Below are 25,748 nucleotides of genomic sequence, written 5' to 3'. Positions count from 1 at the left end.
CTAAATTGTTTTATGATATTCATCCAAAACATAACTCTTTTGTAGTGCAGTGACTATACTAGGGGGCTTAGGCGTTGGCACGACTGGTGGCTTCTTAATAGTAGAATTCTCCGCCGGTGCCGCAGGCTTTTTGTTTTCTGGCGCAGGCTTACTTGCATTGTTTTCGTCTTTTGGAGATGCTTCAGATATTGTCTGCGTCTCACCACCAACCGTACGCTCTTCACTAACAGATAACGTGGCAGAGGTATCTACCGACTGACGAATACTCTCTTGAGCGGTGCTACTATTGTTGCTTTCTTGGTTGCCTCGATTACTGTTAGCACTGGCTGCTTGAGCAGCGGCGTCATCAGCTTCTTCTTGCAAACGAGCAGGCACTTCGCGCTTAGTAGGTTTCAAATCGACGGCACGTGTACGTTTCGTACTCAAATCTTTTACTGGATCAGGACGCTCATAATTATCAATGATACTGACATACCGATTAATCTCTTCTGGCAGTACACGTACATTCGTAGGTAACTTAAAGTCTATTAACTTTGCTGCTCCTACCGCTTCTTGCGGGCTACTCATAATCCCATAAGTCAGCATATAACGGACTTGCTTTTCATCATCAAGATAACGGAAATAAGCAAATTTATCGCGATCTTGACGGCCTTCTAAGTAACTAACAATCACATCGTTTTCAGCGACATTCATTACTTGAACAGTCCACTTGCCTTTATTAGCTAGCAGATAACGCTTGTCTTTGAACTCATCAGGATAATCGCGCAAATCTCGAATCGTTGCATCAAAGTTAATCGGTTGTACATCCGTATCTAGCTCATGTAGCGATTCGACTTTTAGTGGTTGTTCAAACTCTTCATTCAAAATCTCTGGCGCTGATATTGGTGCATTCTCAATTTTGGCACCCATGGCTGGCGTTTGACTAAACATCCATACTAACGCTGTGACCACCCCTAAGAGCAAGGTCACTATTAGCCAAATCAGTGCTTGACGACTGTATGATTGGCTAGCAGTACGCGTTTTTGTTTTTGATGTTGCCATGAGGCGGTCCTTGGTAAACACATGTTTTACAGCATGATATAAATGCTTATTTAAACAAAGGTACAGCCAACCAGTCGGCTATAAGTACGAGATTTTAGTATAAATATATAAACGATAATTCTTGAGACGTTACGCGCTATGTTTTGACAAAACTTCGTGCAATAACTGGCTGTCAAACTCATTAGTCATTACCGCATCGCCAATTGATTTTAACAAAATTAGGCGGATTTGTCCGTGTTTCACCTTTTTATCGTGTCCCATTAAATCTAAAGCAGCGTCTACATCGATAGCTGGCGGAGTAATAGGTAAGTTTGCCAATTCTAAAACACGCTTAATACGTATAACTTCATCATCAGTTAACCAGCCAATCTTTTGCGATAGCTCAGCTGCTTGTACCATGCCAGCGGCTACTGCTTCGCCATGTAACCAATTGCCATAGCCTTCATGTGTTTCAATCACATGACCAAAAGTATGTCCAAAGTTCAATAGCGCGCGCACACCTGACTCTCTTTCATCTTGTGCTACTACATCGGCTTTGTACTGACAGCAGCGCTTTACGGCTTCACCAAGTACTGCCAAATCAAGCGCCATCATTGCAGGCAAGTTTGCTTCAAGCCACGTTAAAAACGCCTCATCCATGATAAGGGCATATTTAATAATCTCGGCCACTCCAGCCGATAGCTCACGCGCAGGCAGTGTCTTAAGCGTACTCATATCAGCAAGCACCATTTGCGGCTGCCAAAAAGCACCAATCATGTTTTTACCTTGCGGATGATTGATACCCGTTTTACCACCAACACTAGAATCCACTTGTGACAATAGCGTCGTTGGAATTTGAATAAAATTGACACCACGCATAAAGCTAGCAGCAGCAAAACCAGTCATATCACCGATTACACCACCACCAAGAGCAATAAGTGTCACATCGCGATTGAAGTGTTCTGTCATCAGCGCATCGTAAATCTGATCAATACTTGCCTGATTTTTGTATTGTTCGCCATCTGGCAGTACGCACACCTTTACCGTAAACTGCTCTGCTAGCTCATCTTCTAACGCTTTTAAGTATAAAGGCGCCACAGTGTCATTAGTAACAATCAAAACCTGACGGCCACTGATATAAGACGTGATTTGCTTCGCCATACTACTATGTTCAGTCGTAGATTGTTCAGTAATGACAATAGGATAATCATGACTTTGCGTCTGAACTATTAGGCCATCATGAAACGGCATTACCATGTGATACTCCTAAAGCATTTCTAATGAGGTAAAAGTAATTGAGTCTGCATATCAATCGTAGTTGCCAGTCTATTACTAATCTTCTTGGTGCGCTGATGCGTCGGTAGTGCAGTCGACGAATGATTCTAGCTGTTGCATCAATTGATTGACCATATGGCGTGGATACGTGTGACCAGTAGGCATAATAATATGGGCGACTTGGCGATAGAGTGGATCGCGAGCACTGTACAAATCTTGCAATATTTTTCTAGGATTAGGCTGCTGCAATAATGGTCGAGACTTGTCTTTAGAGGTGCGTGCTAGCTGCACCTCAACAGGTGCATTAAGATAGACGACGATGCCACGCTGTTTTAGGAACTCTCGGTTTTCAGCACACATGACTGCACCGCCACCGGTCGCTAATACGATTTGAGAGTTTTGGGTCAATTCATCAATGGCACGCGTTTCACGCTCACGGAAACCTGCCTCACCTTCTTTGGCAAATATCCAAGCAATGTCAGCACCTGTCTGCGATTCAATATACCAATCACTGTCTACAAAAGTGCGACCTAACTGCTTGGCAAGCAGTTTTCCAATTGTCGTCTTCCCTGCTCCCATCGGACCCACTAAAAACACCGACGGTAATTCCTGCCCCATAATACTTACTCAGCTAAATTAGGTATGATACAACGTCATTGTTATTCTGGCTAGTAATGAGCCGTGATTATTGTGAGTAAAATTTAGAGCACACTATTCATCAGTACATACATAAATACTGCAGCTCGAAAACCACGAATTTCGCGCATAAAAAAAGCAAGCACTATGGCTTACTTTTTTTAGCAATTATCTAACCACTTTAGGACTAGTTCAGACGACTCGTACCATCATTAATAAGCTTTGGAGTTACGAAAATAAGTAGCTCTTCTTTGTCGTTGCTTCGTACATCTTTACGGAAGGCACGACCAATATAAGGCAAATCACCTAAGAAAGGAACCTTCGTTACTTCGTTACCGGTACGGTTTTTGAAAACACCACCTAACACGACTGTTTGACCATCTTCAATAATGACGTTGGTTGATATAGAGTCTTCAGAGATAGCAACCTGGTTATTGATGATAGTCGGTGTGCCGTTGGTAATGACCAATTGCAGACCAATTTTACCATCAGGCGTGATATTTGGTGTCGCTTCTAGACTTAATGCAGCCTCTTTAAAGCTGGTTGTCGTCGCACCACTGGCTGATGCTTCTTGATACGGAATCTGAGTACCAGAAGAGACCTTTGCTGTCTGCTTGTCTGCGGTTAAAATCTTAGGTGTAGAAATAACTTCACCACGGTTATCCGCCTGCAATGCTGACAACTCAAGATCTAGCATCACATCAGACATACTGAGCAGACCAAAGGCAATACTACCTGCTGGGTTGGAAACGCCTAAATCAACGTTTAAATTATCAGGACTGGTAATGTCATACGACGGATATGAGACCGTTTGACCGTTGACTGTGGTGGTCTCTATGTCAAAGTCTTTGAGATCTGCCAATGTCTGATTACTACCACCCACCAATAAGCTACGGTTGTTTGCCGCGCCATTTGATAGGATGCCCCAGCGAACGCCAATTTCTTTACTAAAGCTATCCGTGGCACTAACGATACGCGCTTCAATCATGACCTGACGAACGGGGATATCAATTTTGCTGATTAATTTGTGAATATTTTCGATACTCTCAGCCACGTCTTTAATGATCAAAGTATTGGTACGATCATCAACGGTCACCGTGCCACGATTAGACAACAACGTATTGTTATCATCGGCTCGGTTTGAGGTGCCACCGCCAGATGAACCACTACCTTGAGAGATAAGCGTCAATACATCTTGCGCTATAGCATAGCTCAAACGGATATACTCAGTCCGTAATGGTGCATAAGACTTCACGGCTTGCTGTGCTTCAAGCTCCTTTGCTTCTTGCTCAGCAAGCTCTGTAGCAGGCGCGACCAAAATAATATTGCCGTTTTCACGCTTGTCTAGATTTTTGCTCTTTAAGATAATATCGAGCGCCTGATCCCAAGGCACATTGATCAGACGCAGAGTGATGTTACCAGCGACTGAGTCGTTAGCTACGATGTTCATCTCGGTAAACTGTGCCAAAATGTCTAATACACTACGAACCTCAACATCTTGGAATTCCATAGATAGCGGTTCACCACTATAGACTCTTTCTTCCAACGTCGGCTCACGTAACAGCTCAGGCTTTTTAATACCAATATTTAACTGATTACCTGATTGGTAGGCTTGATACTCATAATCGTCATTCATGTTGATGGTAACGACGCCATTCTGACCTTGGTTTTTGGTATCAATACTACCAACAAGACCGCTGTTAATATTCAATCGGCGTAGTAAGTTTCTCGGAACCGTACTACCAGTCAAACGTACGACAAGTTTATTACCTTGACGCTGCACATCTACTGGAATAGCTTCGTTGGCAAGTACCATACTGACGTTACCGCCACCATCGTTACCTGCTGAAAAATTGACTGCGCTTAGCCCATCATAGCTATACTGCTTGCTTACTTGCGAAGCTGCCAATTGAGGATTTAAAAGCGGATTGACTCTGACCACCATCGTATCAGCTGGCACTTCGTTCTTCACGACAACCTTGCTCGTAGTACGTACAGGTGCCACTGGTACGGTAGAGCTCTCAACAATAGGCGTAACGACAGCGGTCGTTGTCATACTATTATTGTTATTGAGAACATCTTGAATCGGGTCGCTGGTAATGACAGGACGATTAGGATCAGTGATGGTCAGCAATAAATCATTGCCTTCAATCGCTGTCGTATAATTTCCTGACTCTTTCAAACCAACAATGAGGCGCGTGGTACTGTCACTACTTAGCGTAGTAACGTCATTAATCGCACCGATATTATATTCGTTAAAGCGGCTAGCAAGTCCATTCTGTACTTGTTCGAAATCTAGGACTAAGCGACTAGGATCATCAAGCTTATAGGCTGCAGGCAATACTGGCAAACCTGTAAACCCCAAACGCATTTGCGTCACTGCAGGTGCAGTCTGTACTACAGAGACATTATCGATGCGCTGTGCAGCATGAGCACTATTAGTCACAGCCACCATACTGACCGCCAGTGCTGAAATGGCAAAAGCAGAAGACATGCGGTTGCTCATCATCATTACCTTGTTATTGCGTACTGTCATTATTTATTCCTCAAAAAATCTGCCGACTTAGCTTATAGGGGATACCAGCGACTGGGGTTTTTCTACAAACCCTGCGCGGCTGTCTGGCACAATTTCAATCAAGTTAACCTGGGTCGGCGTGATTTCAACAATACGGCCGTCATTCAATCCAAGATAATCGCCTACTTTAACACTGGCAACCGAACCATCAGGACGTTGTATCAATGCATATCGCTGACCTTCGGGCGAAATCACCACACCTCGGAAGACCAATTGCGACAATTCATACTGCTCAAGCGGTTCTTTGATTCTGTTGATATCTGGTCGCACACCATCTATAGGAGTGGTCGGGCCTTGTACATTGACTAAACTCGGTGGTAAAAATGGACTACGCTGCGAGCTAGCGCTATATACAAAATCCTCTACCAGCTCGGCTTTAGGCGGCGGCTCAATAGGCTGTGCAGGCTGATTACGGATATCGGTCATTGCCTGCTCTGCCATACCTATACGGTCACTACACCCAGTCATAGATAAAACAGCGACACTTAAGACCAATAGCATGGGCATTCTTTGAATACTCATTAGTTGCCTCCTGCATTTGTATCAGTAGCGGCGGCGGCATCACCTTCAGGAGCCGCTTCTTTAGAGCGATAAGTCTTAGTTTGCAATACTAAATTGAGCTCTGGCAAAACGTCCAACGTAGGCTTCGGATTGCTGACTTCAAAATCATGCATCGTGATAATTCGAGGCAGTGCAGCCAGACCACTAATAAAGCTACCAAACTGATGGTATTCACCCAAAGCTGCGATACGTATTGGCTGCTCAATAAAGAATTCATTTTCAATTTCAGGCTCTACTGAAATATCCTGAAAACGGATATTGCTACCAACGCCTGTCATGTTTATGCCTTCTACCAATTCTGACACACGCGTATCTTTCGGCAACTGATCCAATAAAGTATTAAATTCAGTTTCCATTTGGACAACTTGCGCTTGATAAGCTTTTAAATGACGTGCGCGAGATTCTTTTTCGCGGTAGCTATCAAGCAAGGTCTGCTGCTGGCTTTCAGCCGCATTGATCTCGTCAATTTTGCTACTGATGGGTAATGCCCATGACAATGCTGCGATGAAGGTAATGATAAGACCAATCACTGTCACCTTGACAGGTAATGGCCAACTGCCATAGTTTTCTGAATCTAGCGACTCAAAACTACGGCGAAACTCATTTAAATCGAATTGCTTTTTTGGCTTTAAAGCAGATTTTTTGGTTTTAGAGAGGCTCTTTTTGCGGATAAGCTTCATAACGCACCTCCAAGACCAGCACCGGTATCAGCAGCAGTCGGAGTTTCCGACTGTACTCTAGTCGTTACTACAAACTGTACGTAACTGTCTTCAGGATAAACAGGTCGCGCCTGCTCACCAGTATTAACCGTATTATTGAGGACTGGAGCAGCCTCATAAGCGCTAATATTCTGCTGAATGTTACTTACTGCTGAGTTGCCCATCCATTTACTGTTATCAAGGTTACGAATCAGACTGGACACAATGTTTGGATTGTCCGCTAAGCCTGTCAAAGTTAGCGTATCACCTTCACGTTTGAGGTTATTTAGATAAAGTGCTGGTGGAATAGCTTTAGCGAGATCATCCCATAAACGTACAGGTACAGGACGTCGTCCCTGCAAGTCTTGAATGACTTGCATGCGTGAAATAATGTCTTCACGGCGCTGCTCTAAACTGTCAATTTCGGTCAATGCGGTGTCTAAGCGCGTGTTTTCTTGTTCGATCAATGCGTTGGCATCAAGCTGCTCATCAAGTTCATTATTAAAATAACTCCATGAAGCAAAAGCTGCTAATAGCGTCAGTAACGTCACCGCCACTATCAATGTCATAAACTCTTTATTACGACGTTCACGCTCTTCTTGTCGCCAAGGTAAAAGGTTAATACGAGCCATTAGTCAAAGCTCCTTAACGCAAGACCGCATGCAGCCATTAAGCTTGGCGCATCGACCGCCAATTGCTCATTGTCAATATTTGGTGCAATAGTCATATTGGTAAAAGGGTTGGCAACACTGACAGTCACACCCAGCTTTTGTTGTGCCATACCAGCGAGACCTGCAATAGAGCTGCTGCCTCCTGCAAGCACCACATGATCGATACTGCTATATTGACTTGATGAGAAATAAAACTGTAAAGAGCGAGTGATCTGTTGAATGGTATTTTCTATAAAAGGGGTCAGTACTTCAGGATAATAATCATCAGGTAAGGTACGTTCGCGTTTGCTTAGTGTCGCTTCTTCTGCTGATAGGCCATAGCGATTTTGTATTGCCTCGGTCAGCTGAGCACCGCCAAATAACTGTTCACGACTATAAATAAACTCGCCATTCTTAGCGATATATAATGTGGTTTGATTGTGGCCAATATCTACCAATGCTACTAGTTCTGGTACGTTTGGAAGGCTATCCACCATCAATCCAAACGCACGCTCGATTGCATGAGACTCGATATCCATGACTTTCGTTTGTAGGCCACCAAAGGCTAAAGCATCGACACGCTGGTCGACGTTCTCTGAACGAGAAGCAGCAAGCAACACCTGAACCATATCTTCACTAACCAAAGACGGTCCTAATACTTCAAAGTCTAGATTGACGTCTTCTAATGGATAAGGCACATACTGGTCGGCATCTAAACGTATTTGCGCCTCACGCTCTACATCGCTGAGTGTCATATCCATATCAATGATTTTAGTAATCACTGCAGAGCCAGAAACAGCGGTCGCAGCATTGCTACCCGCGACTTGGCAACGTCTTGCCAAGCTCGTTATAATATTACCGGCAGCTTCTGTATCTACTAGAATCTTATCGACCACGATACCTTCCGGTAGTCTTTCAATACCATAAGATTTTAGGTGGAACATGCCTTGCTGACGCTGTATGTCAACCAACTTTACTGAAGTGGCACAAATATCCACGCCAATCAAATGTCGACTTTTGGAAGTAAATAGCCTCACTAGCTCTATACCTTATATTAAGTGTACAATCTGGTAATTATTTGTAATAATTCAATACAATACTTTACTTAATTGATAGATTCAAGCATTTAAAAATATATTAAGGCCAACTTACACATTTATTATGACCTGCCTATTTTGTTCAATGTATAATAATATTGTCTGCTACAAATTCTAACTAATAAGTCTTATTATGGCCAAAACAAATGCTACCGCTCGTCTCATTCGCTTTTTGGTGGGACTCTTTATCGCTTGCCTAGCATTGGCAGTTGTTCTAGCACTTGCTGTACCTATTGGTTTTTATGGGATGGCCATGTATCTATCGCCAACCCTACCTAGTACGCAAGAAATTAAAACAGCCAAATTAGAAATGCCATTACAGATTTATAGTAGTGATGATAAATTAATCGGCCAATACGGCAATCGTTTATCATTACCAGTTAGTTTTGATGAGATTCCTGAAGATTTAACCCATGCCTTTTTGGCAGCCGAAGATGCTTCTTTCTTTCAGCATAGTGGAATTAGCATTAAAGGTCTTGGTCGCGCTGTCACCGAAGCAGTCACTGATGACGATGGTCAGACCGGTGGCTCTACCATTACGATGCAGGTCGCTAAAAACTATTTCTTAAGTCCAGAACGTACTTTAAACCGCAAACTAACAGAGTTATTTTTGGCGCGGAAGATAGAAGACGAACTGAGCAAAAATGATATTTTGACGTTATATGTCAATAAAATCTATCTAGGCGAAGGCGCCTATGGCATCCGCGCTGCGGCCAAAAAATATTATAGTAAGTCATTAGACAATCTAACTATTGCTGAAATGGCGATGTTAGCAGGTCTACCAAAAGCCCCCTCTAAGTATAACCCTGTTGCCAATCCTAGCCGTGCACTGACTCGCCGTAACTGGATCGTTGGACGCATGCATGAGCTTGGCTATATTACCAAAGCTCAGTATGATGAAGCGGTCAACTCCCCTATAGGTATCAACCTATATAAAGAAAAGCTCGATGTAAATATGCCTTATTTGGCAGAAATGACGCGAGCTTCTTTAGTCGAACGTTACGGTGATCAAGTCATGCACGGTGGTTGGCGCGTACGTCTCACAGTAGACAGTAAAGCGCAAACAGATGCAGAAGCAGCAGTAGTAACAGGATTGATTGCCTACGAGCATCGCCATGGTTGGCGCGGGGCTGAAGCAAATGATGAGCCTCTCGAGAACTTCCAACGCTACAGCAATATGTCTCCTGCCAAGGTGACTAAAGTCAATTCTCGTAGTTTTGACGCAGTCCTACAATCTGGTGAAGAAGTGACCGTTAATTGGTCTGGTATGAAATGGGCACGTAAATATATTTCTGCCGACCGTATTGGTTATTATCCTAGTAATGCCAGTCAAGTTGTTAAGAAAAACGATATCGTTCGTGTGATACCTACTTCAAATGGCAACTGGCAATTAGGTCAAATACCTAAAATTCAAGGCAGTTTGGTCTCGTTGAATCCAGAGACTGGTGCTGTCAATGCATTAGTCGGTGGCTTTGATTTTAACCACAGTAAGTTCAACCGCGCTCTACAAGGCTGGCGTCAACCTGGCTCAACCATTAAACCACTTGTTTATACCGCTGCTTTAGAAAAAGGTTATCGCCCAGATACCATCGTTTCTGACCGAGCTATTCAAGTAGGTGACTGGAAACCGAAAAACTCTGATGAACGTTTCTTAGGTGATATCACTTTACGTCGTGGTTTATATTTGTCGCGTAACCTTGTATCTATTCGCTTGTTGCAAGCTATCGGCATCTCAAGTACGCGCAACCTATTAGATGAATTCGGTCTTGATAAAGAAAAGCTGCCGACAACCTTGTCATTAGCACTTGGAGCAGGGCAAGCCACACCATTACAAATGGCCACGGCTTACTCAACTTTCGCGAATGGTGGTCATCGTGTCCAACCTTACTTTATTGAACAAATTTACAATTATAAAAATGAGCTGTTGTTTCAAGCTAATCCACGTCAAGCATGTGCACTATGCTTTAACGAAAAACTTGAGAAGGTTAATAGCAGCTTAGTTGAAGAGTATGAGAAGTCAATTGAAGCGCTTGATGATAGCAGTAATGAAATAACTGCCGATAATTCATCATCGAAAAGTAATGATGATAGCGAAACAACAGATAAAGAGCTTGATTTAACGGTATATAACGCAGGTCCACAGTCAGACCGCCTAAAAGCGCCTGCCGTACAATATGTAAGGGCCAAACAAGCACCGCGCATACTGCAACCTAGAGTCGCTTTTGAGATGGCCGATATACTACGCGATGTAGTCCAACGCGGTACAGCGGTAAGAGCAAAGGCATTAGGTCGCAATGATATCGGTGGCAAAACTGGTACCACCAATCAGGCCAAAGACGCATGGTTTGCAGGGTTCCATCCTACCAATGCGACAGTAGTATGGATGGGATTCGATCAACCATCTACTATGGGCCGCCGTGAATATGGTGGTGTGGCAGCGCTGCCAGTATGGATGGACTTTATGAAAGCTCAGCTGAAAGACACGCCAAGCCAATGGGTATCTATCAATAATCGCTCAAAATCCAGAAAGCAACAGCAAAGCATCATAGAGATGACTGATGATGGCGTCCTAGTTAACGATGACGCTAATAAATCAGCCAAGCCAGTCAAGACTCAAACCCAGCAGCGTAAGCCTTCGGTTCCAGAGCCTACTGAAGATACTAGCACTCCAACATCAACGAAACCAAGCAGCAATCGTAGTGATGACAGCGTACCGGAAAATCCATTAACAGTGACGCCCGTTGAAAGTATGCCTCCGATGCCAGAATAACAAACAACACTATTTTTAGTTAATAAGAAAAAGGCTTATTCAGTAATAACTGAATAAGCCTTTTTTATGCGCTGTAGACTATGACCTACCCTACTTAATCATACTTTTAAATGGTTCAATAAATAGCGATCAAGAATAAATTCTCTAGTGCACTTCCTATTAGAACTCGACCATACCTGCACGCAGTTGTTCAATCAGCTCTAAAAGCTGATTGCGCCATTCTCGTATTGTAGTCTCATCAGGCAGCCATTGGTTAGATAAAGTGACAACATTGACAATTAAGTCTGGCGACGCTGAATGACTGCTTGGCACTTCATCTACGATAGTATCTGGCGGTACTGCATACAAACAACGCTGATAAGCACGTTCTATATTGGCGATAAAGCCTTGCTGCTGCAATTGCTGCAAACGCTGAATCTCAGGAGATACTTGGGTTCGCTCGCTCAATGCTTGCTCAATATCGAGCAAAGTTGGCGCCGTCATATTTAGGCTATAGAAATGACCGAGCTCCTGAATGAATGCCAATAAAGCACCATGCAAGTGAAAAATAGCAGTCTCACAGTGTGCTTGGTATAACTGCTTATCATTGGTACTTCCTGCAGATTGGCAAGATAAACGACAGAAATATAACTTTTGATTGGTTCGATCTGCTTGATATTTGGCGACGCGAGTTTTACCTGCCATTTGCTAATTATCCTTCTATGAGTAGTGAATTAGAGCGTATTTCCAGTGTACTATTTTCTTAGATAATAGCACCATGCCTTTCTCAGTTTTTTATACACACAAAAAAGCCAGCAACTTAGGCTGGCTTTTTTATCAAATTAAGAATGAATCAAAATACTTAATACGATTAATTATCTTGATTTAATTCTTGAGCAAATGCTTCATCAAAGCTAGCGAAGTCTTTGCTATCAGTGCTTGCAGTCATATCGAAAGCGGCATTAAGATCTTTATCTTGTAGCTTCTGATCTGCTGCTTCTTTACGTGCCTTGTGGTAAGCGAGCCCCGTACCTGCAGGAATCAAGCGACCAACAACCACGTTTTCTTTCAGACCACGTAGCTCATCCACTTTACCAGTCACAGCAGCCGCAGTTAGTACACGGGTTGTCTCCTGGAATGACGCTGCTGAGATAAAGCTTTCAGTTGCAAGACTTGCTTTGGTGATACCTAACAATTGACGCTCAAACTGTACTGGGAATTTATCTTCCGCTTCTAGCTTCGCATTCAATGCTTTGATATCTGCATACTCGACCTGATCACCTTTGAAGTGACTTGAATCGCCGCCGTCAGTGATTTCAACTTTACGCAACATCTGACGAATGATAACTTCGATGTGCTTGTCGTTGATTTTTACGCCCTGCAAGCGATAAACGTCCTGTACTTCATTGACGATATAATCAGCAAGCGCAGTTTGTCCTTTCAGACGTAAGATATCATGTGGGTTCTGTGGACCATCAGCGATAACTTCACCACGTGCTACCGTCTCGTTTTCAAAGACGTTGATTTGACGCCATTTCGGGATTAGCTCTTCATGTACTTCACCATCTTCATTAGTAATAATAAAGCGGTTTTTACCCTTGGTCTCTTTACCAAAGCTAACCACACCAGTCATTTCTGCCATGATGGCGTGATCTTTTGGACGACGTGCTTCGAACAAGTCAGCAACACGTGGTAGACCACCAGTAATATCTTTTGTACCAGAAGACGCTTGTGGTACACGGCCTAGAATCGAACCGGCTGCTACTTTCTCACCATCGCTCACGCGGATGATCGTTTCAGCTGGTAAGAAGTAAACCACTTCTTTGCCTTCATCAGTGTTCAAGATAATCGCAGGACGTAAGTCTTTTGCTGAGCTTGAACGGTCACGCGTGGCTAGAATCTCAAACGAGCTCATACCAGTCGCATCATCAACTTTTACTGTTGCAGTCATACCATCAGTGATGTCACTGAAGCGTGCTGTACCAGCAAATTCTGTGATAATTGGATGCGTATGCGGATCCCATTTAGCGATAGTTTGACCGCCTTCAACCTGCTCTTCGTCTTTTACAAGGACGCTTGAACCATATGGTACTTTATAGCGCTCACGCTCACGGCCAAGCTCATCGGTCAATGCGATTTCAGCTGAACGCGATACGATGACTAAGTGACCATCGGTATGCTGTACTGTTTTCATATTTTCAAAGTGCGCTTGACCAGCATTACGTACAGAGATGCTGTTGTCTACAGAGGCTGAACTCGCTGCCCCGCCCACGTGGAACGTACGCATGGTTAACTGAGTACCCGGCTCACCGATAGATTGAGCGGCCATAACACCGACTGATTCGCCGATATTCACTTTATGACCACGTGCAAGGTCACGACCATAGCACTGTGAACAAACACCATGCTCAACATCACAAGTAATAACTGAGCGTACCCAGATATCATCGATCGCGTTGCTGTCAAGGACGTTAACCCAGTACTCATCGATCAATGTACCAGCTGGAACCAATACTTTATCAGCATCATCGTTATAAGTCACATCACGTGCAGTCACACGACCAAGTACTAGCTCGCCTAATTTCTCAATGATTTCACCACCTTGAATATGTGGCTTCATGAGTAGGCCTTCTTCAGTACCACAGTCATCACTCGTGATAACCAAATCTTGTGCCACATCAACCAGACGACGAGTTAGGTAACCCGAGTTGGCTGTTTTTAGTGCTGTATCCGCTAGACCTTTACGTGCACCGTGAGTTGAGATGAAGTACTGTAGTACGGTCAAACCTTCACGGAAGTTCGCTTTAATCGGTGTCTCAATGATTGAGCCATCTGGCTTAGCCATCAAACCACGCATACCAGCTAACTGGCGAATCTGTGCCGCACTACCACGAGCACCAGAATCCGACATGATAAAGATCGAGTTGAATGATTTCTGCTCGTCTTCTTCGCCTTGCGCATTAATGACTTTATCTGTTGCCAAATTGTCCATCATCGCTTTAGCGACTTTGTCATTGGTACGTGACCAGATATCAACGACTTTGTTATAGCGCTCACCAGCAGTTACAAAGCCTTGCTCGAATTGATCTTCGATTTCGCGAACTTCGCCTTCTGCCACTTCGATGATTTGCTTTTTAAGTGGTGGAATGACCATGTCATCAATACCAATAGACACGCCAGATAGTGTTGCTTGAGCAAAACCAAGATACATCAATTGGTCAGCAAACATAACACTTTCTTTGACACCAACTTTACGGTAGCAAGAGTTGATCAAACGAGAGATGTTTTTCTTCGTCATCTCTTGGTTACACTCATCAAACGTCATACCTTTAGGCATGATGTTCCAGATCAGTAGACGACCAGCAACCGTATCTTTGATACTGATTTCTTTGGTCTCGTTACCGTCTTCGTCAATTTGCGTCTCAGTAACACGCACTTTGATCTTAGCGTTTACATGTAGATCGTTTGAACCAATTGCACGCAATGCTTCATTAACGGTAGCAAAAATCATGCTCTCGCCTTTGGCATTGATAGACGAGCGACTGATGTAATATAGACCTAGTACAACATCCTGAGATGGTACGATGATCGGATCACCGTTCGCAGGTGACAAGATGTTGTTAGTAGACATCATCAAGGCACGTGATTCAAGCTGCGCTTCTAGCGTCAATGGCACGTGAACGGCCATTTGGTCACCATCGAAATCGGCGTTAAATGCAGTACAAACAAGCGGATGCAGCTGGATAGCTTTACCTTCGATCAATACCGGCTCAAATGCCTGTAAACCCAAACGGTGAAGTGTTGGCGCACGGTTGAGGAGTACTGGATGCTCACGGATAACCATGGCCAGCATATCCCACACTTGTGGCTCTTCACGCTCTACCATCTTTTTGGCAGCTTTAATCGTAGTCGCTAAACCATGAGACAATAGTTTGTTATAAGTAAATGGCTTGAATAATTCTAGTGCCATTTTCTTAGGTAGACCACACTGATGTAGGCGTAGTGTTGGACCTACAACGATAACCGAACGACCAGAGTAATCTACACGCTTACCAAGTAAGTTCTGACGGAAACGACCTTGCTTACCTTTGATCATATCTGCCAAAGATTTCAATGGACGTTTGTTACTACCAGTGATGGCACGACCGCGACGACCGTTATCAAGCAACGCATCTACTGACTCTTGCAACATACGCTTTTCGTTACGTACGATGATATCAGGGGCGCTTAGCTCAAGCAGACGCTTAAGACGGTTGTTACGGTTGATCACGCGGCGATATAGATCGTTTAGATCTGACGTTGCAAAACGGCCGCCTTCTAGCGGTACTAGAGGACGCAAATCTGGTGGTAGTACTGGCAAGATGTTCATTACCATCCACTCAGGCTTGTTATTAGAATCACGGAATGCTTCTAATAATTTGAGACGCTTAGACATTTTCTTAAGCTTAGTCTCAGAACCTGTTTGTGGAATCGCTTCACGTAGCTCATCAATTTCAAGGTCGATATCGATGTCTTTTAATAGGTCTTGAACGGCTTCAGCACCCATCTTGGCTGTGAATTCGTCACCAAACTCTTCAAGCGCTTTGTAATAGTCTTCATCATCAAGCAACTGGTACTTTTCTAAGCTGGTTAGACCAGGCTCAGTAACGATATAGCTTTCAAAATATAGAACGCGCTCGATATCACGTAGCGTCATGTCTAGCAATAGACCGATGCGGCTTGGTAATGATTTTAAGAACCAAATATGCGCCACAGGACTGGCTAGGTCGATATGACCCATGCGATCACGACGAACTTTAGCAGTGGTAACTTCAACACCACATTTTTCACAGATAACGCCTTGGAACTTACGGCGCTTATATTTACCACATAGACATTCAAAGTCTTTTACTGGGCCAAAGATTTTGGCACAAAAGAGACCATCACGCTCAGGCTTAAACGTGCGATAGTTGATGGTTTCAGGCTTTTTTACTTCGCCGTGCGACCATGACTTAATAACGTCAGGTGAGGCTAAAGTAATTTGAATGCTATCAAACTCTTGGTTACCGTTGCCGGTAGGGCTTTGCATGATATCGAGTAAATCTTTCAAGTTGCTTCTCCGTTATCTTTATAATCATCTGACAGCGTACCATTGACGCAGATAAGATGAATGAAGGCAATGAATAGGGTTGAGACAAATCACTAAAAGCAGCAGCAATAAAGCAGACTGCCTTTAGTGGACAACTAAGTTAAACAACGGGCTAGTTGCTTTGTTTTAACTCAATATTAATACCCAGTGATTTGATTTCTTTGGTCAGTACGTTGAACGACTCAGGCATGCCTGGATCCATATACTGCTCACCATCAACGATGTTTTTGTACATACGAGTACGGCCTTCAACGTCATCCGACTTCACCGTTAGCATTTCTTGCAACGTGTAAGTCGCGCCGTATGCTTCTAGTGCCCATACTTCCATCTCACCGAAGCGCTGACCACCAAACTGAGCTTTACCACCCAATGGCTGCTGCGTTACTAGAGAATAAGAACCGGTTGAACGCGCATGCATTTTGTCATCAACCAAATGGTTAAGCTTGAGCATGTACATGTAACCAACGGTTACTTTACGGTCAAATTTCTGACCTGTACGACCATCATATAACGTCTGCTGACCATCGCGATCCATACCAGCAAGCTCTAACAGGTCTTTAACTTGGCTTTCTCTTGCGCCGTCAAATACTGCTGTGCCCATCGGTACACCGCCACGTAAGTTGTCTGCTAGCGCCATGATGTCATCATCACTCAAGCTATCAAGATCAACTTGCTCACCGCCTACTTGGTTATAGATTTTGTCCAAGAAGTCACGTAGCTCTTTGATCGCTGCTTGAGATTTGAGCATACCGTCAATCTTCTCGCCCAATCCTTTCGCTGCCATACCTAAATGCGTCTCTAGAACCTGACCGATGTTCATACGAGATGGTACACCAAGTGGGTTCAATACGATGTCAACGGTATTACCATTTTCATCATAAGGCATGTCTTCAACTGGCATGATGCGCGATACAACACCTTTGTTACCATGACGACCAGCCATCTTATCACCAGGCTGAATACGACGCTTAACCGCTAGATATACTTTAACGATTTTTTGTACGCCATGCTGTAAGTCATCACCAGCAGTCAATTTGCGTTTTTTCTCAGCAAACTTCACATCGATGTCTTTTTGCTTATCAACCAAGTAATCAGCGATTTGCGTTAGACGCTCAGAGATTTCTTCTTCTACTGGCTGAATATCAAGCAATGTCTCAAGGCTCATATCTTTCATATCAGCCAATGCCATAACCGTACCAGCTTTTAGACCAGCACCGCCGCTGACTTTTTGGCCATCTAATAGATTACCAATACGACCACGAGCCGCTTCTTCGAAGATACGTAGCTCTTCTTTCAAATCTTTGCGATAGCTATCAAGCTGCGATTTTTCGATCGCTCTTGCGCGCGCGTCTTTTTCAACGCCATCACGAGTGAAGACCTGTACATCGATAACCGTACCTTTACTAGAAGTCGGTACACGTAGCGACGTGTCTTTCACATCAGCCGCTTTTTCACCAAAGATAGCCCGTAGTAGCTTCTCTTCTGGCGTCAGTTGCGTTTCACCTTTTGGCGTCACTTTACCAACTAGAATATCACCAGCGTCAACTTCAGCACCGATATAGACGATACCTGCTTCATCAAGACTTGATAGCGCTGCTTCACCAACGTTTGGAATATCAGCCGTGATCTCTTCTGTACCTAGCTTGGTATCGCGAGCCACACAAGTCAATTCTTGGATATGAATCGTAGTGAAACGATCTTCTTTAACTACTTTTTCAGATAACAAGATTGAATCTTCGAAGTTGTAACCATTCCACGGCATAAATGCGATGCGGATGTTCTGGCCTAGTGCTAGCTCACCAAGATCCGTTGATGGACCATCAGCCAAGATATCACCCAAAGCAATCTCGTCACCTTGGTTAACGATGATACGTTGGTTGATACAAGTGTTTTGGTTAGAGCGCGTGTATTTGATCAAGTTATAGATATCGATACCCGCTTCACCAGCAGTCATCTCGTCTTCGTTTACACGAACAACGATACGTGATGCATCAACATCTTCAATCACACCGCCACGCTTAGCGATAACACAAACACCAGAGTCACGAGCAACGTGACGCTCCATACCAGTACCTACTAACGGCTTATCAGCACGTAGTGTAGGAACAGCCTGACGCTGCATGTTCGAGCCCATCAAGGCACGGTTAGCATCATCATGCTCTAGGAATGGAATCAGACCTGCTGCAACCGATACTACCTGACTTGGCGATACATCCATATGCGTCACTTTTTCTGGCGGCATACGAACAAATTCACCATAGCTACGCACACTGACCATCTCGTCAGATAACGCGCCATCTTCAGTCATCGGAGAATCAGCCTGTGCAATAACAGTACCGACTTCTTCGATTGCTGATAGATACTCAATCACGTCAGTAACTTTACCATCAACCACACGGCGATAAGGCGTTTCTAAGAAGCCAAAGCTGTTGGTTTTAGCAAATGTTGCTAGTGAGTTGATCAGACCAATGTTTGGACCTTCAGGAGTCTCAATTGGGCATACACGGCCATAATGGGTATCATGTACGTCACGTACTTCAAAGCCTGCACGTTCACGAGTTAGACCACCAGGTCCTAACGCTGATACACGGCGCTTATGAGTAACTTCAGACAACGGGTTGTTCTGATCCATAAACTGTGACAACTGGCTTGAACCAAAGAATTCTTTAACCGCAGCCGCTACTGGCTTAGAGTTAATCAAATCTTGTGGTGACAGGTTGTCTGATTCTGCTGAGCTTAAACGCTCTTTTACAGCACGCTCAACACGTACTAGACCAACACGGAATTGGTTTTCTGCCATCTCGCCTACTGAACGAATACGGCGGTTACCAAGATGGTCAATATCATCGACATCGCCGCGACCATTACGAATCTCGATAAGCTCTTTTAGAACGTTAACGATATCATCATTGGTCAATACACTGCGTTCACGCTGGATATCAGGATCATCAGTGTTGTCAAATTCTAAACCAAGACGACGGTTGAACTTCATACGACCGACGTTTGATAAGTCATAACGATCTGCGTTGAAGAACATGCTCTCAAACAGTTTCTCAGCAGTTTCAACCGTTGGTGGCTCACCTGGACGCATTACTTTGTAGATTTCGATCAACGCTTCTTCACGGCTTGAGGTGCTATCAGCACGTAGCGTATCGGCAATATAACTACCTTGGTCGATATCGTTAGTGAACAGAATGCTGAACTCTTTGATGGCACCACTGGCTTCAAATGAGTTCAATTTCACCAATAACTCGTGGTCGATTGGCGTGTTTGCTTTAGCGATGATTTCATCATTAACAACGATGTCTTCAGCTAAAATACGCTCATATAGGTATTCATCAGGCACAGCAATTTTCGTCATACCTGCTTCTTCAAGCTGACGGATACGGCGTGCGTTAATACGTTTGCCCTGCTCTACAATAACGTCACCTTCAGGTGATACGATATCAAACTGCGCCATTTCGCCACGTAGACGATCAGCAACTAGATCAATTTCAAACGTCTCTTCAGCTTTATAAACAGCGACTTTATCAAAGAATAAATCTAGGATTTCAGAAGTCGTTAGACCAAGTGCACGTAGAATGATTGATGCAAGTAGTTTACGGCGACGGTCAATACGAGCAAATACTAAATCTTTTGCATCAAATTCAAAGTCTAACCATGAACCACGATAAGGGATGATACGTGCGTTATAAAGCACTTTACCACTTGAATGCGACTTACCTTTATCATGGTCAAAGAACACACCAGGTGAACGATGTAGCTGAGATACGATAACACGCTCAGTACCATTGATAATAAAAGTACCGTTAGCAGTCATCAAAGGCATCTCGCCCATATAGACGCTTTGCTCACGGATATCTTTGATAGCAGCTTTGCTATCTTTGTCTTTGCTGTCTTTGTCTTTGATGATCAAACGGATTTTGACACGCATAGGCGCAGCAAACGTTGAACCACGTAAGATACACTCACGCTCATCAAATTCAGGCGTGCCTAAATAGTACTCAACAAATTGTAGCTCTGCGTTACCAGAGTGACTCTCAATTGGGAAAATAGAGGAATACGCAGCTTGCAAACCAGTATTCTCACGAGCTTTCGGCTTTTTGTGCTCTTGCAAAAATTGCTCATAAGAATCTACTTGAATAGACAGTAAATAGGGAACGTCCATTACAGTGGGCAATTCAGCAAAACTTTTGCGAATACGCTTTTTTTCAGTATAAGAATATGCCATCGAGAGTCCTTACAGTAAACGTGGAAACAAATTAAAAGCGTGGCCAGTATGCATAAATACGATGCAAACGTGGCGACGTAAACGATAATATAAAACGGGTCTTCGTGTTCAGTTCATGTCTTTTCTGTCAATTACTACTTTACTCTTCAGTGCTTACCTAGCACACTTCACTTAATCTCGTCGTTGCTTGCTAGATTCATGGTAAGTGAATCAGTCTATATGACTGTTGCAACCAAAAAATTCAATATTATATAATCTATAACGCATTGCCTATCAGGCTTACTTTACAAATACATTGCTGGGAAATAATGTCTATTAAGATTGCATCCATACCACTTGCCATCTAGACTACTTATTACCGAACCATGTTCCCTACACATACAAGCTGTCTATGAGACTGAATATCGACAGTCATGCCACACCAAGTAGGCAACTTATGATCAACAGCTTTTTTAAGAATACCGCTTTTTTCAGGATTAATAATCGGGGTAACTATAACTTTTAGAATCAGTATAAACTATAGTGTTGATAGGAAAGCATGCAGACACAAAAAAATGCCAAACATCTACAGACGTTTAGCTCATATTAACTGATTTCAAAAACTGGCATGTGTGCTTGCATGTATATCGTCTGTCCTTTTGATGGGTATCCACCGTGATGTTGCATACGTATGTTGGCAGACACAAAAGGTCAAGCTACGAATTATAGTAAAAAAAAGCTGGCAATGCAAGGCATTACCAGCTTTTTTTCGTACAGTGTTAAACTTATTTTAGTTCAACAGTTGCACCAGCTTCTTCAAGTTTCTTTTTCAACTCTTCAGCTTCAGCTTTAGATGCGCCTTCTTTGATTGGAGCTGGAGCGCTTTCAACCAAATCTTTCGCTTCTTTTAGGCCAAGACCAGTAGCTTCACGTACGGCTTTAATTACGCCAACTTTCTTCTCGCCAAAGCTGGCAAGAACTACGTCAAACTCGTCTTTTTCTTCAGCAGCAGCAGCAGCAGGACCAGCAGCAGCAGGTGCAGCAGCAACAGCAGCTGTTACGCCGAATTTTTCTTCCATGTCGCTGATTAACTCAACGATATCCATTACTGACATTTCAGCGATTGCATTTAACACGTCATCTTTAGATAGTGCCATGAGAACTCTCCGTTATCTGATAAAAATTAATTGATTCTAATATCGCCTTGATTGCTTGCCTAATGTGACAATAAAGTGCAACCAAAATTAGCGATGTTAAAGTTACGTTAAAACAAGCAATTAAGCAGCTTCTTTTGCGTCTTTGATTGCCGCTACAGTGCGAACGAACTTGCCAGGAACAGCGTTCATAGTCTGGACAAGCTTGGTCACTGGTGCATTCATAGTAGCCATCAAGATAGAGATTGCTTCGTCGCGAGTTGGTAGCTTCGATACGCGCTCTAGCTCTTCTGGACCATAAACTTCACCACCGACTGATACTAATTTGGTCTCTAAAGCTTTGTTATCTTTGCTGAAGTCGAAAACGACTCGAGCAGCAGATCCCAAATCTTCCATAGAGAAAGCCAAAAGTAGTGGACCAGTCATACGGTCTGACATGCTCTCAAACTTAGTGCCTTCAAAAGCGCGTTTTGCTAGTGTATTTTTTACCACTTTCAAAACCACACCTTTATCACGAGCTTGTTCGCGCAGCTTAGTAAGCTGTGCAACACCAATACCGTGATATTCGGCAGCTACTGCTGAGTAAGCATTAGCAGCAACTTCAGACACTTCAGCCACAACTTGTTGTTTTTGTTCTAGCGTTAATGCCATAAGTTGACTCCTTTAATCTTATCAATCGACTTATAATAAAAGTGCCAAAAACAAGGTTTTTATGCGCTCAAACTGTAAGCTAAGACTGACTTGATACGACACATTACCAGCGGATTCAATTAATAAAAAAAGCATCTACTGGTAACGACTGATTACGGCACCGTTATCAGAATGACGTTGAGTAATAGTTTGAAGATTATAAATAATCTTATCGCCCTATCCGCTCGTGTCTTAAACTGTGTGGGCCACCGTCTGCGTAGGACAACTAAGATTTTCATCTGTCGTCGATTAACAAAAGTGACTTATTGTCATAAACAACTATCCGAAGATCGCTAACTATGACTCTAAACTACTCTCTACCTACGGTCTTAGACAGCGTAGCAAATACTACGCTGACCTAATTCTTTAAAAACTGTTTGTGTTTATCATTCAAAATATTTGAAGATAAAAACTTTAATTATTTAGCAGTACGATAAGGAACAGCGTCGATCGTTAGACCTGGACCCATCGTGCTAGACAAGGTAATTTTCTTAATGAAAGTACCTTTAGAAGTAGCAGGCTTAGCACGCTTTAGATCAGAAAGAATCGCTTGCGCGTTTTGCTCGATTTGATCAGCAGTGAAACCAACTTGGCCGATAGTTGCATGGATGATACCAGCTTTATCAACACGGTACTGAGCCTGACCAGCTTTCGCATTAGTCACAGCTTCAGCAACGTTTGGCGTTACTGTACCAACTTTAGGGTTAGGCATTAGACCACGTGGGCCTAGGATAGTACCTAATTGACCAACAACACGCATTGCATCTGGAGCTGCGATAACAACATCAAAGTCCATGTTACCAGCTTTGATTTGCTCTGCTAGGTCTTCAAAACCAACGATGTCTGCACCAGCTTCTTTAGCGGCTTCAGCAGCAGCGCCTTGAGCAAATACAGCAACGCGTTTGGTTTTACCAGTACCAGCAGGTAGGTTAGTTGCACCACGAACTACTTGATCAGATTTACGTGGGTCAACGCCCAAGTTTACCGCGATATCGATAGACTCTTTGAATTTTAGCGCTGGCAAATCGTTTAGGATTTGAACCGCTTCTTCAATAGTGTACTGTTTTTCGTTATCAATACGGCTTTGAATTTCTTTTTGACGTTTGGTTAGCTTAGACATTATACACCCTCCACGGTAATACCCATTGAACGTGCAGTACCAGCGATGGTACGAACAGCAGCGTCAAGATCAGCTGCAGTTAAATCTGCATTCTTAGTCTTAACGATATCTTCTAGTTGTGCACGGTCAACTTTACCAACTTTAGCAGTGTTCGGTGTACCTGAACCTTTAGCAATACCAGCAGCCTTACGTAGTAAGTATGCAGCTGGTGGTGACTTCATGATGAAGGTAAAAGATTTGTCGCTGTATACTGTGATCTCAGTTGGGATCGGTAGACCTGGCTCTTGGCCTGAGGTCGCAGCGTTAAATTCTTTACAGAACGCCATGATGTTCACGCCTTTTTGACCCAAAGCTGGACCAATAGGTGGTGAAGGATTTGCTTTGCCTGCAGGCACTTGCAGTTTGATGTAACCATCAATCTTCTTAGCCATGATACTCTCCTAAATGGGTGATAGCGCCAAATCAACGTGGTATACACCTAGTTGACTAACAGCTCCCCGGTTGATGAATTTTTTGCTAATTTAGTCTAGTTTTTCAACTTTACTAAATTCAAGCTCAACCTGCGTAGGTCGATTAAATACGTTTACCGTTAGATGTAGCTTAGACTTCTCGTAATCCACTTTTTCTACCAACCCTTTAAAGTCAGTAAATGGACCATCGATAACCAACAACTCTTCGCCTGGCTCAAATAGAGTCTTAGGACGTGGGTCAGTCTCAGTCTGGTTCAAACGGTTTAAAATGCGATCAGCTTCTACTTGCGTAATCGGTGCAGGCATCTCAGGCGTACCACCGATGAAGCCCATAATACGAGGACAGTCTTTTACGATGTGCCAAGTATTATCGTTCATTTCCATTTGGATCAATACATATCCAGGAAAGAACTTACGCTCGCTCTTACGTTTTTTGCCGTCTTTCATTTCGACGACTTCTTCAGTAGGAACCAATACATCACCGAATGACTCAGCAAAGTCACTACGATTAATACGATCAGTTAATGAACGTTGTACTTGTTTTTCATATCCTGAAAACGCTTGGACAATATACCAACGCATATCACGCTCCTGATCATTATAAATAAGTTGTTATGAGTAAATGTCTCGCTAATAGTCACTAATACGCGCTATTAACCGATGAAAATACCAACGAACCAATTAAAAAAGTTATCCAATAACCAAATAAAGAAACCAGCAATCGCAATCACGACAATCACTTGCCATGTATATTGAAAGGTTTCGTCTTTACCTGGCCATGTCACTCGGCGAAGCTCAACGGCAGCATCTTTTAATAATATTTTAAAAGCACGGCCTTGATGCGTTAACGCCAAACAAACTAATGCAAATACAACAAGTGCGACAATAATACCAATACGTACCCAGACGTCGTTGGCAGGTTGCCAATAGCCCGGTAAGTATTGATTTACTAGAGTCGCACCGATTAATACAGCTGCGGCAAGTAGCCACAAAATCAAATCTTTTATTGAGCCAGTCTTAGCCACTTCAACAGCAGTAGTACCGCTAGCTGAAACATGCTTGTTTTTAGACAGCATTCCACCAGCAACCGCCTTGGCATCAGATAACTTAGTCTCGAGGTTATCTTGATCATTGCTCATAAAGAACTCGCTTCGGAGATGGTGGGGTACAACAAAGATGTGATAAGAAGATGGCAGGCGATGTAGGACTCGAACCTACAACCCTCGGTTTTGGAGACCGATGCTCTACCAATTGAGCCAATCGCCTATGGGTGTAAAGGACAGCATTATACAATATTTAGCATAGAATGCAAGCCCTTGACGGTAAAATTATTAATTTTACCTGATTTTGCACTGCCGCAATCTAAAATAACTGCTAGCATTAAGTGCAGCGATAATATAACAAGCTATGCTACAGATTACAATATGCTATCTAACAAATAATTGTCTCTATCACACATGTAGCTAATTCATTAATACACGCTAGGCATAATTCTATTTTCGATCATGCTTCAACTTTCTCCAATAAAAAAAGGCCACCCTAGATAGGATGGCCTTTTTTATGACTAATTCATAAGCTCATTACTGAGACTTAAGGATTAGTTCAATACGTTAGCAACAACACCAGCGCCTACAGTACGGCCGCCTTCACGAATTGCGAAGCGAAGACCTTTGTCCATAGCGATTGGGTGGATAAGCTCTACGCCCATCTCAACG

Annotated in this window: 19 protein-coding genes and 1 tRNA gene; 1 reads left to right on the top strand and 19 read right to left on the bottom strand. The window is 43.3% G+C overall.

The window, feature by feature from the left end; translation table 11 throughout:
- The 8 genes from FQV37_RS13500 to pilM all read right to left on the bottom strand — a co-directional run bounded on the left by FQV37_RS13500 (window position 1) and on the right by pilM (window position 8,452).
- The gene (locus FQV37_RS13500) at window positions 1–1,041 is read right to left on the bottom strand and encodes a hypothetical protein (RefSeq protein ID WP_240991035.1); all 1,041 of its coding nucleotides are present in this window, start codon (window positions 1,039–1,041) and stop codon (window positions 1–3) included.
- Window positions 1,042–1,170: 129 nt separating this feature from the next.
- A complete protein-coding gene (gene aroB, locus FQV37_RS13495; protein WP_160023659.1) occupies window positions 1,171–2,277 on the bottom strand; it encodes a 3-dehydroquinate synthase in 1,107 nt (368 codons plus the stop codon).
- Between the two features lie 75 nt (window positions 2,278–2,352).
- A complete protein-coding gene (gene aroK / locus FQV37_RS13490; protein ID WP_102093188.1) occupies window positions 2,353–2,913 on the bottom strand; it encodes a shikimate kinase AroK in 561 nt (186 codons plus the stop codon).
- A gap of 205 nt (window positions 2,914–3,118) precedes the next feature.
- A complete protein-coding gene (locus FQV37_RS13485; protein WP_160023657.1) occupies window positions 3,119–5,467 on the bottom strand; it encodes a type IV pilus secretin PilQ in 2,349 nt (782 codons plus the stop codon).
- A 27-nt stretch (window positions 5,468–5,494) separates the two neighbouring features.
- On the bottom strand, window positions 5,495–6,028 hold the full coding sequence (locus tag FQV37_RS13480; protein ID WP_160023655.1) for a pilus assembly protein PilP: 534 nt from the start codon (window positions 6,026–6,028) through the stop codon (window positions 5,495–5,497).
- On the bottom strand, window positions 6,028–6,747 hold the full coding sequence (locus FQV37_RS13475; protein ID WP_160023653.1) for a type IV pilus inner membrane component PilO: 720 nt from the start codon (window positions 6,745–6,747) through the stop codon (window positions 6,028–6,030). Before FQV37_RS13475 ends, FQV37_RS13480 begins: the two co-directional genes overlap by 1 nt.
- Complete coding sequence (locus FQV37_RS13470) at window positions 6,744–7,397, bottom strand: PilN domain-containing protein (RefSeq protein ID WP_160023651.1); 654 nt, start codon at window positions 7,395–7,397, stop codon at window positions 6,744–6,746. Before FQV37_RS13470 ends, FQV37_RS13475 begins: the two co-directional genes overlap by 4 nt.
- On the bottom strand, window positions 7,397–8,452 hold the full coding sequence (gene pilM, locus FQV37_RS13465; RefSeq protein ID WP_101204296.1) for a type IV pilus assembly protein PilM: 1,056 nt from the start codon (window positions 8,450–8,452) through the stop codon (window positions 7,397–7,399). The genes FQV37_RS13470 and pilM overlap by 1 nt, the downstream gene beginning before the upstream one ends.
- Window positions 8,453–8,645: 193 nt before the next feature.
- Here pilM and FQV37_RS13460 point away from each other — a divergent pair, with 193 nt between their 5' ends.
- Window positions 8,646–11,282, top strand: coding sequence for a penicillin-binding protein 1A (locus FQV37_RS13460; RefSeq protein ID WP_160023649.1), 2,637 nt, complete (start codon window positions 8,646–8,648; stop codon window positions 11,280–11,282).
- A gap of 159 nt (window positions 11,283–11,441) precedes the next feature.
- On the opposite strand, the gene FQV37_RS13455 is transcribed toward FQV37_RS13460, so the two are convergent.
- From FQV37_RS13455 to FQV37_RS13405, 11 genes are all read right to left on the bottom strand, one after another.
- Complete coding sequence (locus tag FQV37_RS13455) at window positions 11,442–11,966, bottom strand: DUF6586 family protein (RefSeq protein WP_160023647.1); 525 nt, start codon at window positions 11,964–11,966, stop codon at window positions 11,442–11,444.
- Between the two features lie 166 nt (window positions 11,967–12,132).
- Window positions 12,133–16,350: a DNA-directed RNA polymerase subunit beta' gene (rpoC, locus tag FQV37_RS13450; RefSeq protein WP_160023645.1), complete on the bottom strand. Its 4,218-nt coding sequence runs from the start codon at window positions 16,348–16,350 to the stop codon at window positions 12,133–12,135.
- A gap of 151 nt (window positions 16,351–16,501) precedes the next feature.
- Window positions 16,502–20,620: a DNA-directed RNA polymerase subunit beta gene (gene rpoB, locus FQV37_RS13445; protein WP_102093198.1), complete on the bottom strand. Its 4,119-nt coding sequence runs from the start codon at window positions 20,618–20,620 to the stop codon at window positions 16,502–16,504.
- A 764-nt stretch (window positions 20,621–21,384) separates the two neighbouring features.
- The gene (gene rplL, locus FQV37_RS13440) at window positions 21,385–21,756 is read right to left on the bottom strand and encodes a 50S ribosomal protein L7/L12 (protein WP_057761722.1); all 372 of its coding nucleotides are present in this window, start codon (window positions 21,754–21,756) and stop codon (window positions 21,385–21,387) included.
- A gap of 120 nt (window positions 21,757–21,876) precedes the next feature.
- Window positions 21,877–22,404 carry a 50S ribosomal protein L10 gene (gene rplJ, locus FQV37_RS13435; protein WP_057761724.1) on the bottom strand — a complete coding sequence of 176 codons (528 nt, stop codon included), beginning with the start codon at window positions 22,402–22,404 and terminating at the stop codon, window positions 21,877–21,879.
- Window positions 22,405–22,861: 457 nt separating this feature from the next.
- Window positions 22,862–23,563, bottom strand: coding sequence for a 50S ribosomal protein L1 (gene rplA / locus FQV37_RS13430; RefSeq protein ID WP_057761725.1), 702 nt, complete (start codon window positions 23,561–23,563; stop codon window positions 22,862–22,864).
- Window positions 23,563–23,994, bottom strand: a complete 432-nt coding sequence (rplK, locus tag FQV37_RS13425; RefSeq protein ID WP_057761727.1) for a 50S ribosomal protein L11 — start codon at window positions 23,992–23,994, stop codon at window positions 23,563–23,565. Before rplK ends, rplA begins: the two co-directional genes overlap by 1 nt.
- A 90-nt stretch (window positions 23,995–24,084) precedes the next feature.
- Entirely contained in the window at window positions 24,085–24,615 is a 531-nt protein-coding gene (nusG, locus tag FQV37_RS13420) for a transcription termination/antitermination protein NusG (protein ID WP_057761729.1), read from the bottom strand.
- A gap of 71 nt (window positions 24,616–24,686) precedes the next feature.
- Entirely contained in the window at window positions 24,687–25,172 is a 486-nt protein-coding gene (gene secE, locus FQV37_RS13415) for a preprotein translocase subunit SecE (RefSeq protein WP_057761731.1), read from the bottom strand.
- Window positions 25,173–25,223: 51 nt separating this feature from the next.
- Window positions 25,224–25,299: transfer RNA gene (locus tag FQV37_RS13410), tRNA-Trp, on the bottom strand.
- Between the two features lie 331 nt (window positions 25,300–25,630).
- Window positions 25,631–25,748: EF-Tu C-terminal domain-related protein (locus FQV37_RS13405; protein WP_478009640.1), on the bottom strand; the 118-nt coding region annotated here is incomplete at its 5' end.

This window comes from Psychrobacter nivimaris, assembly GCF_009812035.1.
GTDB classification, from domain to species: Bacteria; Pseudomonadota; Gammaproteobacteria; order Pseudomonadales; family Moraxellaceae; genus Psychrobacter; species Psychrobacter nivimaris.
Note: the sequence above shows the minus strand (reverse complement) of the source record. Positions and strands in the feature narration are given on the sequence as shown.

What these genes read in the sequence shown, in the direction of transcription:
- FQV37_RS13500 (WP_240991035.1), bottom strand. Translation starts at nt 1,041, where the DNA reads ATGGCAACATCAAAAACAAAAACGCGTACTGCTAGCCAATCATACAGT.
- aroB (WP_160023659.1), bottom strand. Translation starts at nt 2,277, where the DNA reads ATGGTAATGCCGTTTCATGATGGCCTAATAGTTCAGACGCAAAGTCAT.
- aroK (WP_102093188.1), bottom strand. Translation starts at nt 2,913, where the DNA reads ATGGGGCAGGAATTACCGTCGGTGTTTTTAGTGGGTCCGATGGGAGCA.
- FQV37_RS13485 (WP_160023657.1), bottom strand. Translation starts at nt 5,467, where the DNA reads ATGACAGTACGCAATAACAAGGTAATGATGATGAGCAACCGCATGTCT.
- FQV37_RS13480 (WP_160023655.1), bottom strand. Translation starts at nt 6,028, where the DNA reads ATGAGTATTCAAAGAATGCCCATGCTATTGGTCTTAAGTGTCGCTGTT.
- FQV37_RS13475 (WP_160023653.1), bottom strand. Translation starts at nt 6,747, where the DNA reads ATGAAGCTTATCCGCAAAAAGAGCCTCTCTAAAACCAAAAAATCTGCT.
- FQV37_RS13470 (WP_160023651.1), bottom strand. Translation starts at nt 7,397, where the DNA reads ATGGCTCGTATTAACCTTTTACCTTGGCGACAAGAAGAGCGTGAACGT.
- FQV37_RS13460 (WP_160023649.1), top strand. Translation starts at nt 8,646, where the DNA reads ATGGCCAAAACAAATGCTACCGCTCGTCTCATTCGCTTTTTGGTGGGA.
- FQV37_RS13455 (WP_160023647.1), bottom strand. Translation starts at nt 11,966, where the DNA reads ATGGCAGGTAAAACTCGCGTCGCCAAATATCAAGCAGATCGAACCAAT.
- rpoB (WP_102093198.1), bottom strand. Translation starts at nt 20,620, where the DNA reads ATGGCATATTCTTATACTGAAAAAAAGCGTATTCGCAAAAGTTTTGCT.
- rplL (WP_057761722.1), bottom strand. Translation starts at nt 21,756, where the DNA reads ATGGCACTATCTAAAGATGACGTGTTAAATGCAATCGCTGAAATGTCA.
- rplJ (WP_057761724.1), bottom strand. Translation starts at nt 22,404, where the DNA reads ATGGCATTAACGCTAGAACAAAAACAACAAGTTGTGGCTGAAGTGTCT.
- rplA (WP_057761725.1), bottom strand. Translation starts at nt 23,563, where the DNA reads ATGTCTAAGCTAACCAAACGTCAAAAAGAAATTCAAAGCCGTATTGAT.
- rplK (WP_057761727.1), bottom strand. Translation starts at nt 23,994, where the DNA reads ATGGCTAAGAAGATTGATGGTTACATCAAACTGCAAGTGCCTGCAGGC.
- nusG (WP_057761729.1), bottom strand. Translation starts at nt 24,615, where the DNA reads ATGCGTTGGTATATTGTCCAAGCGTTTTCAGGATATGAAAAACAAGTA.
- secE (WP_057761731.1), bottom strand. Translation starts at nt 25,172, where the DNA reads ATGAGCAATGATCAAGATAACCTCGAGACTAAGTTATCTGATGCCAAG.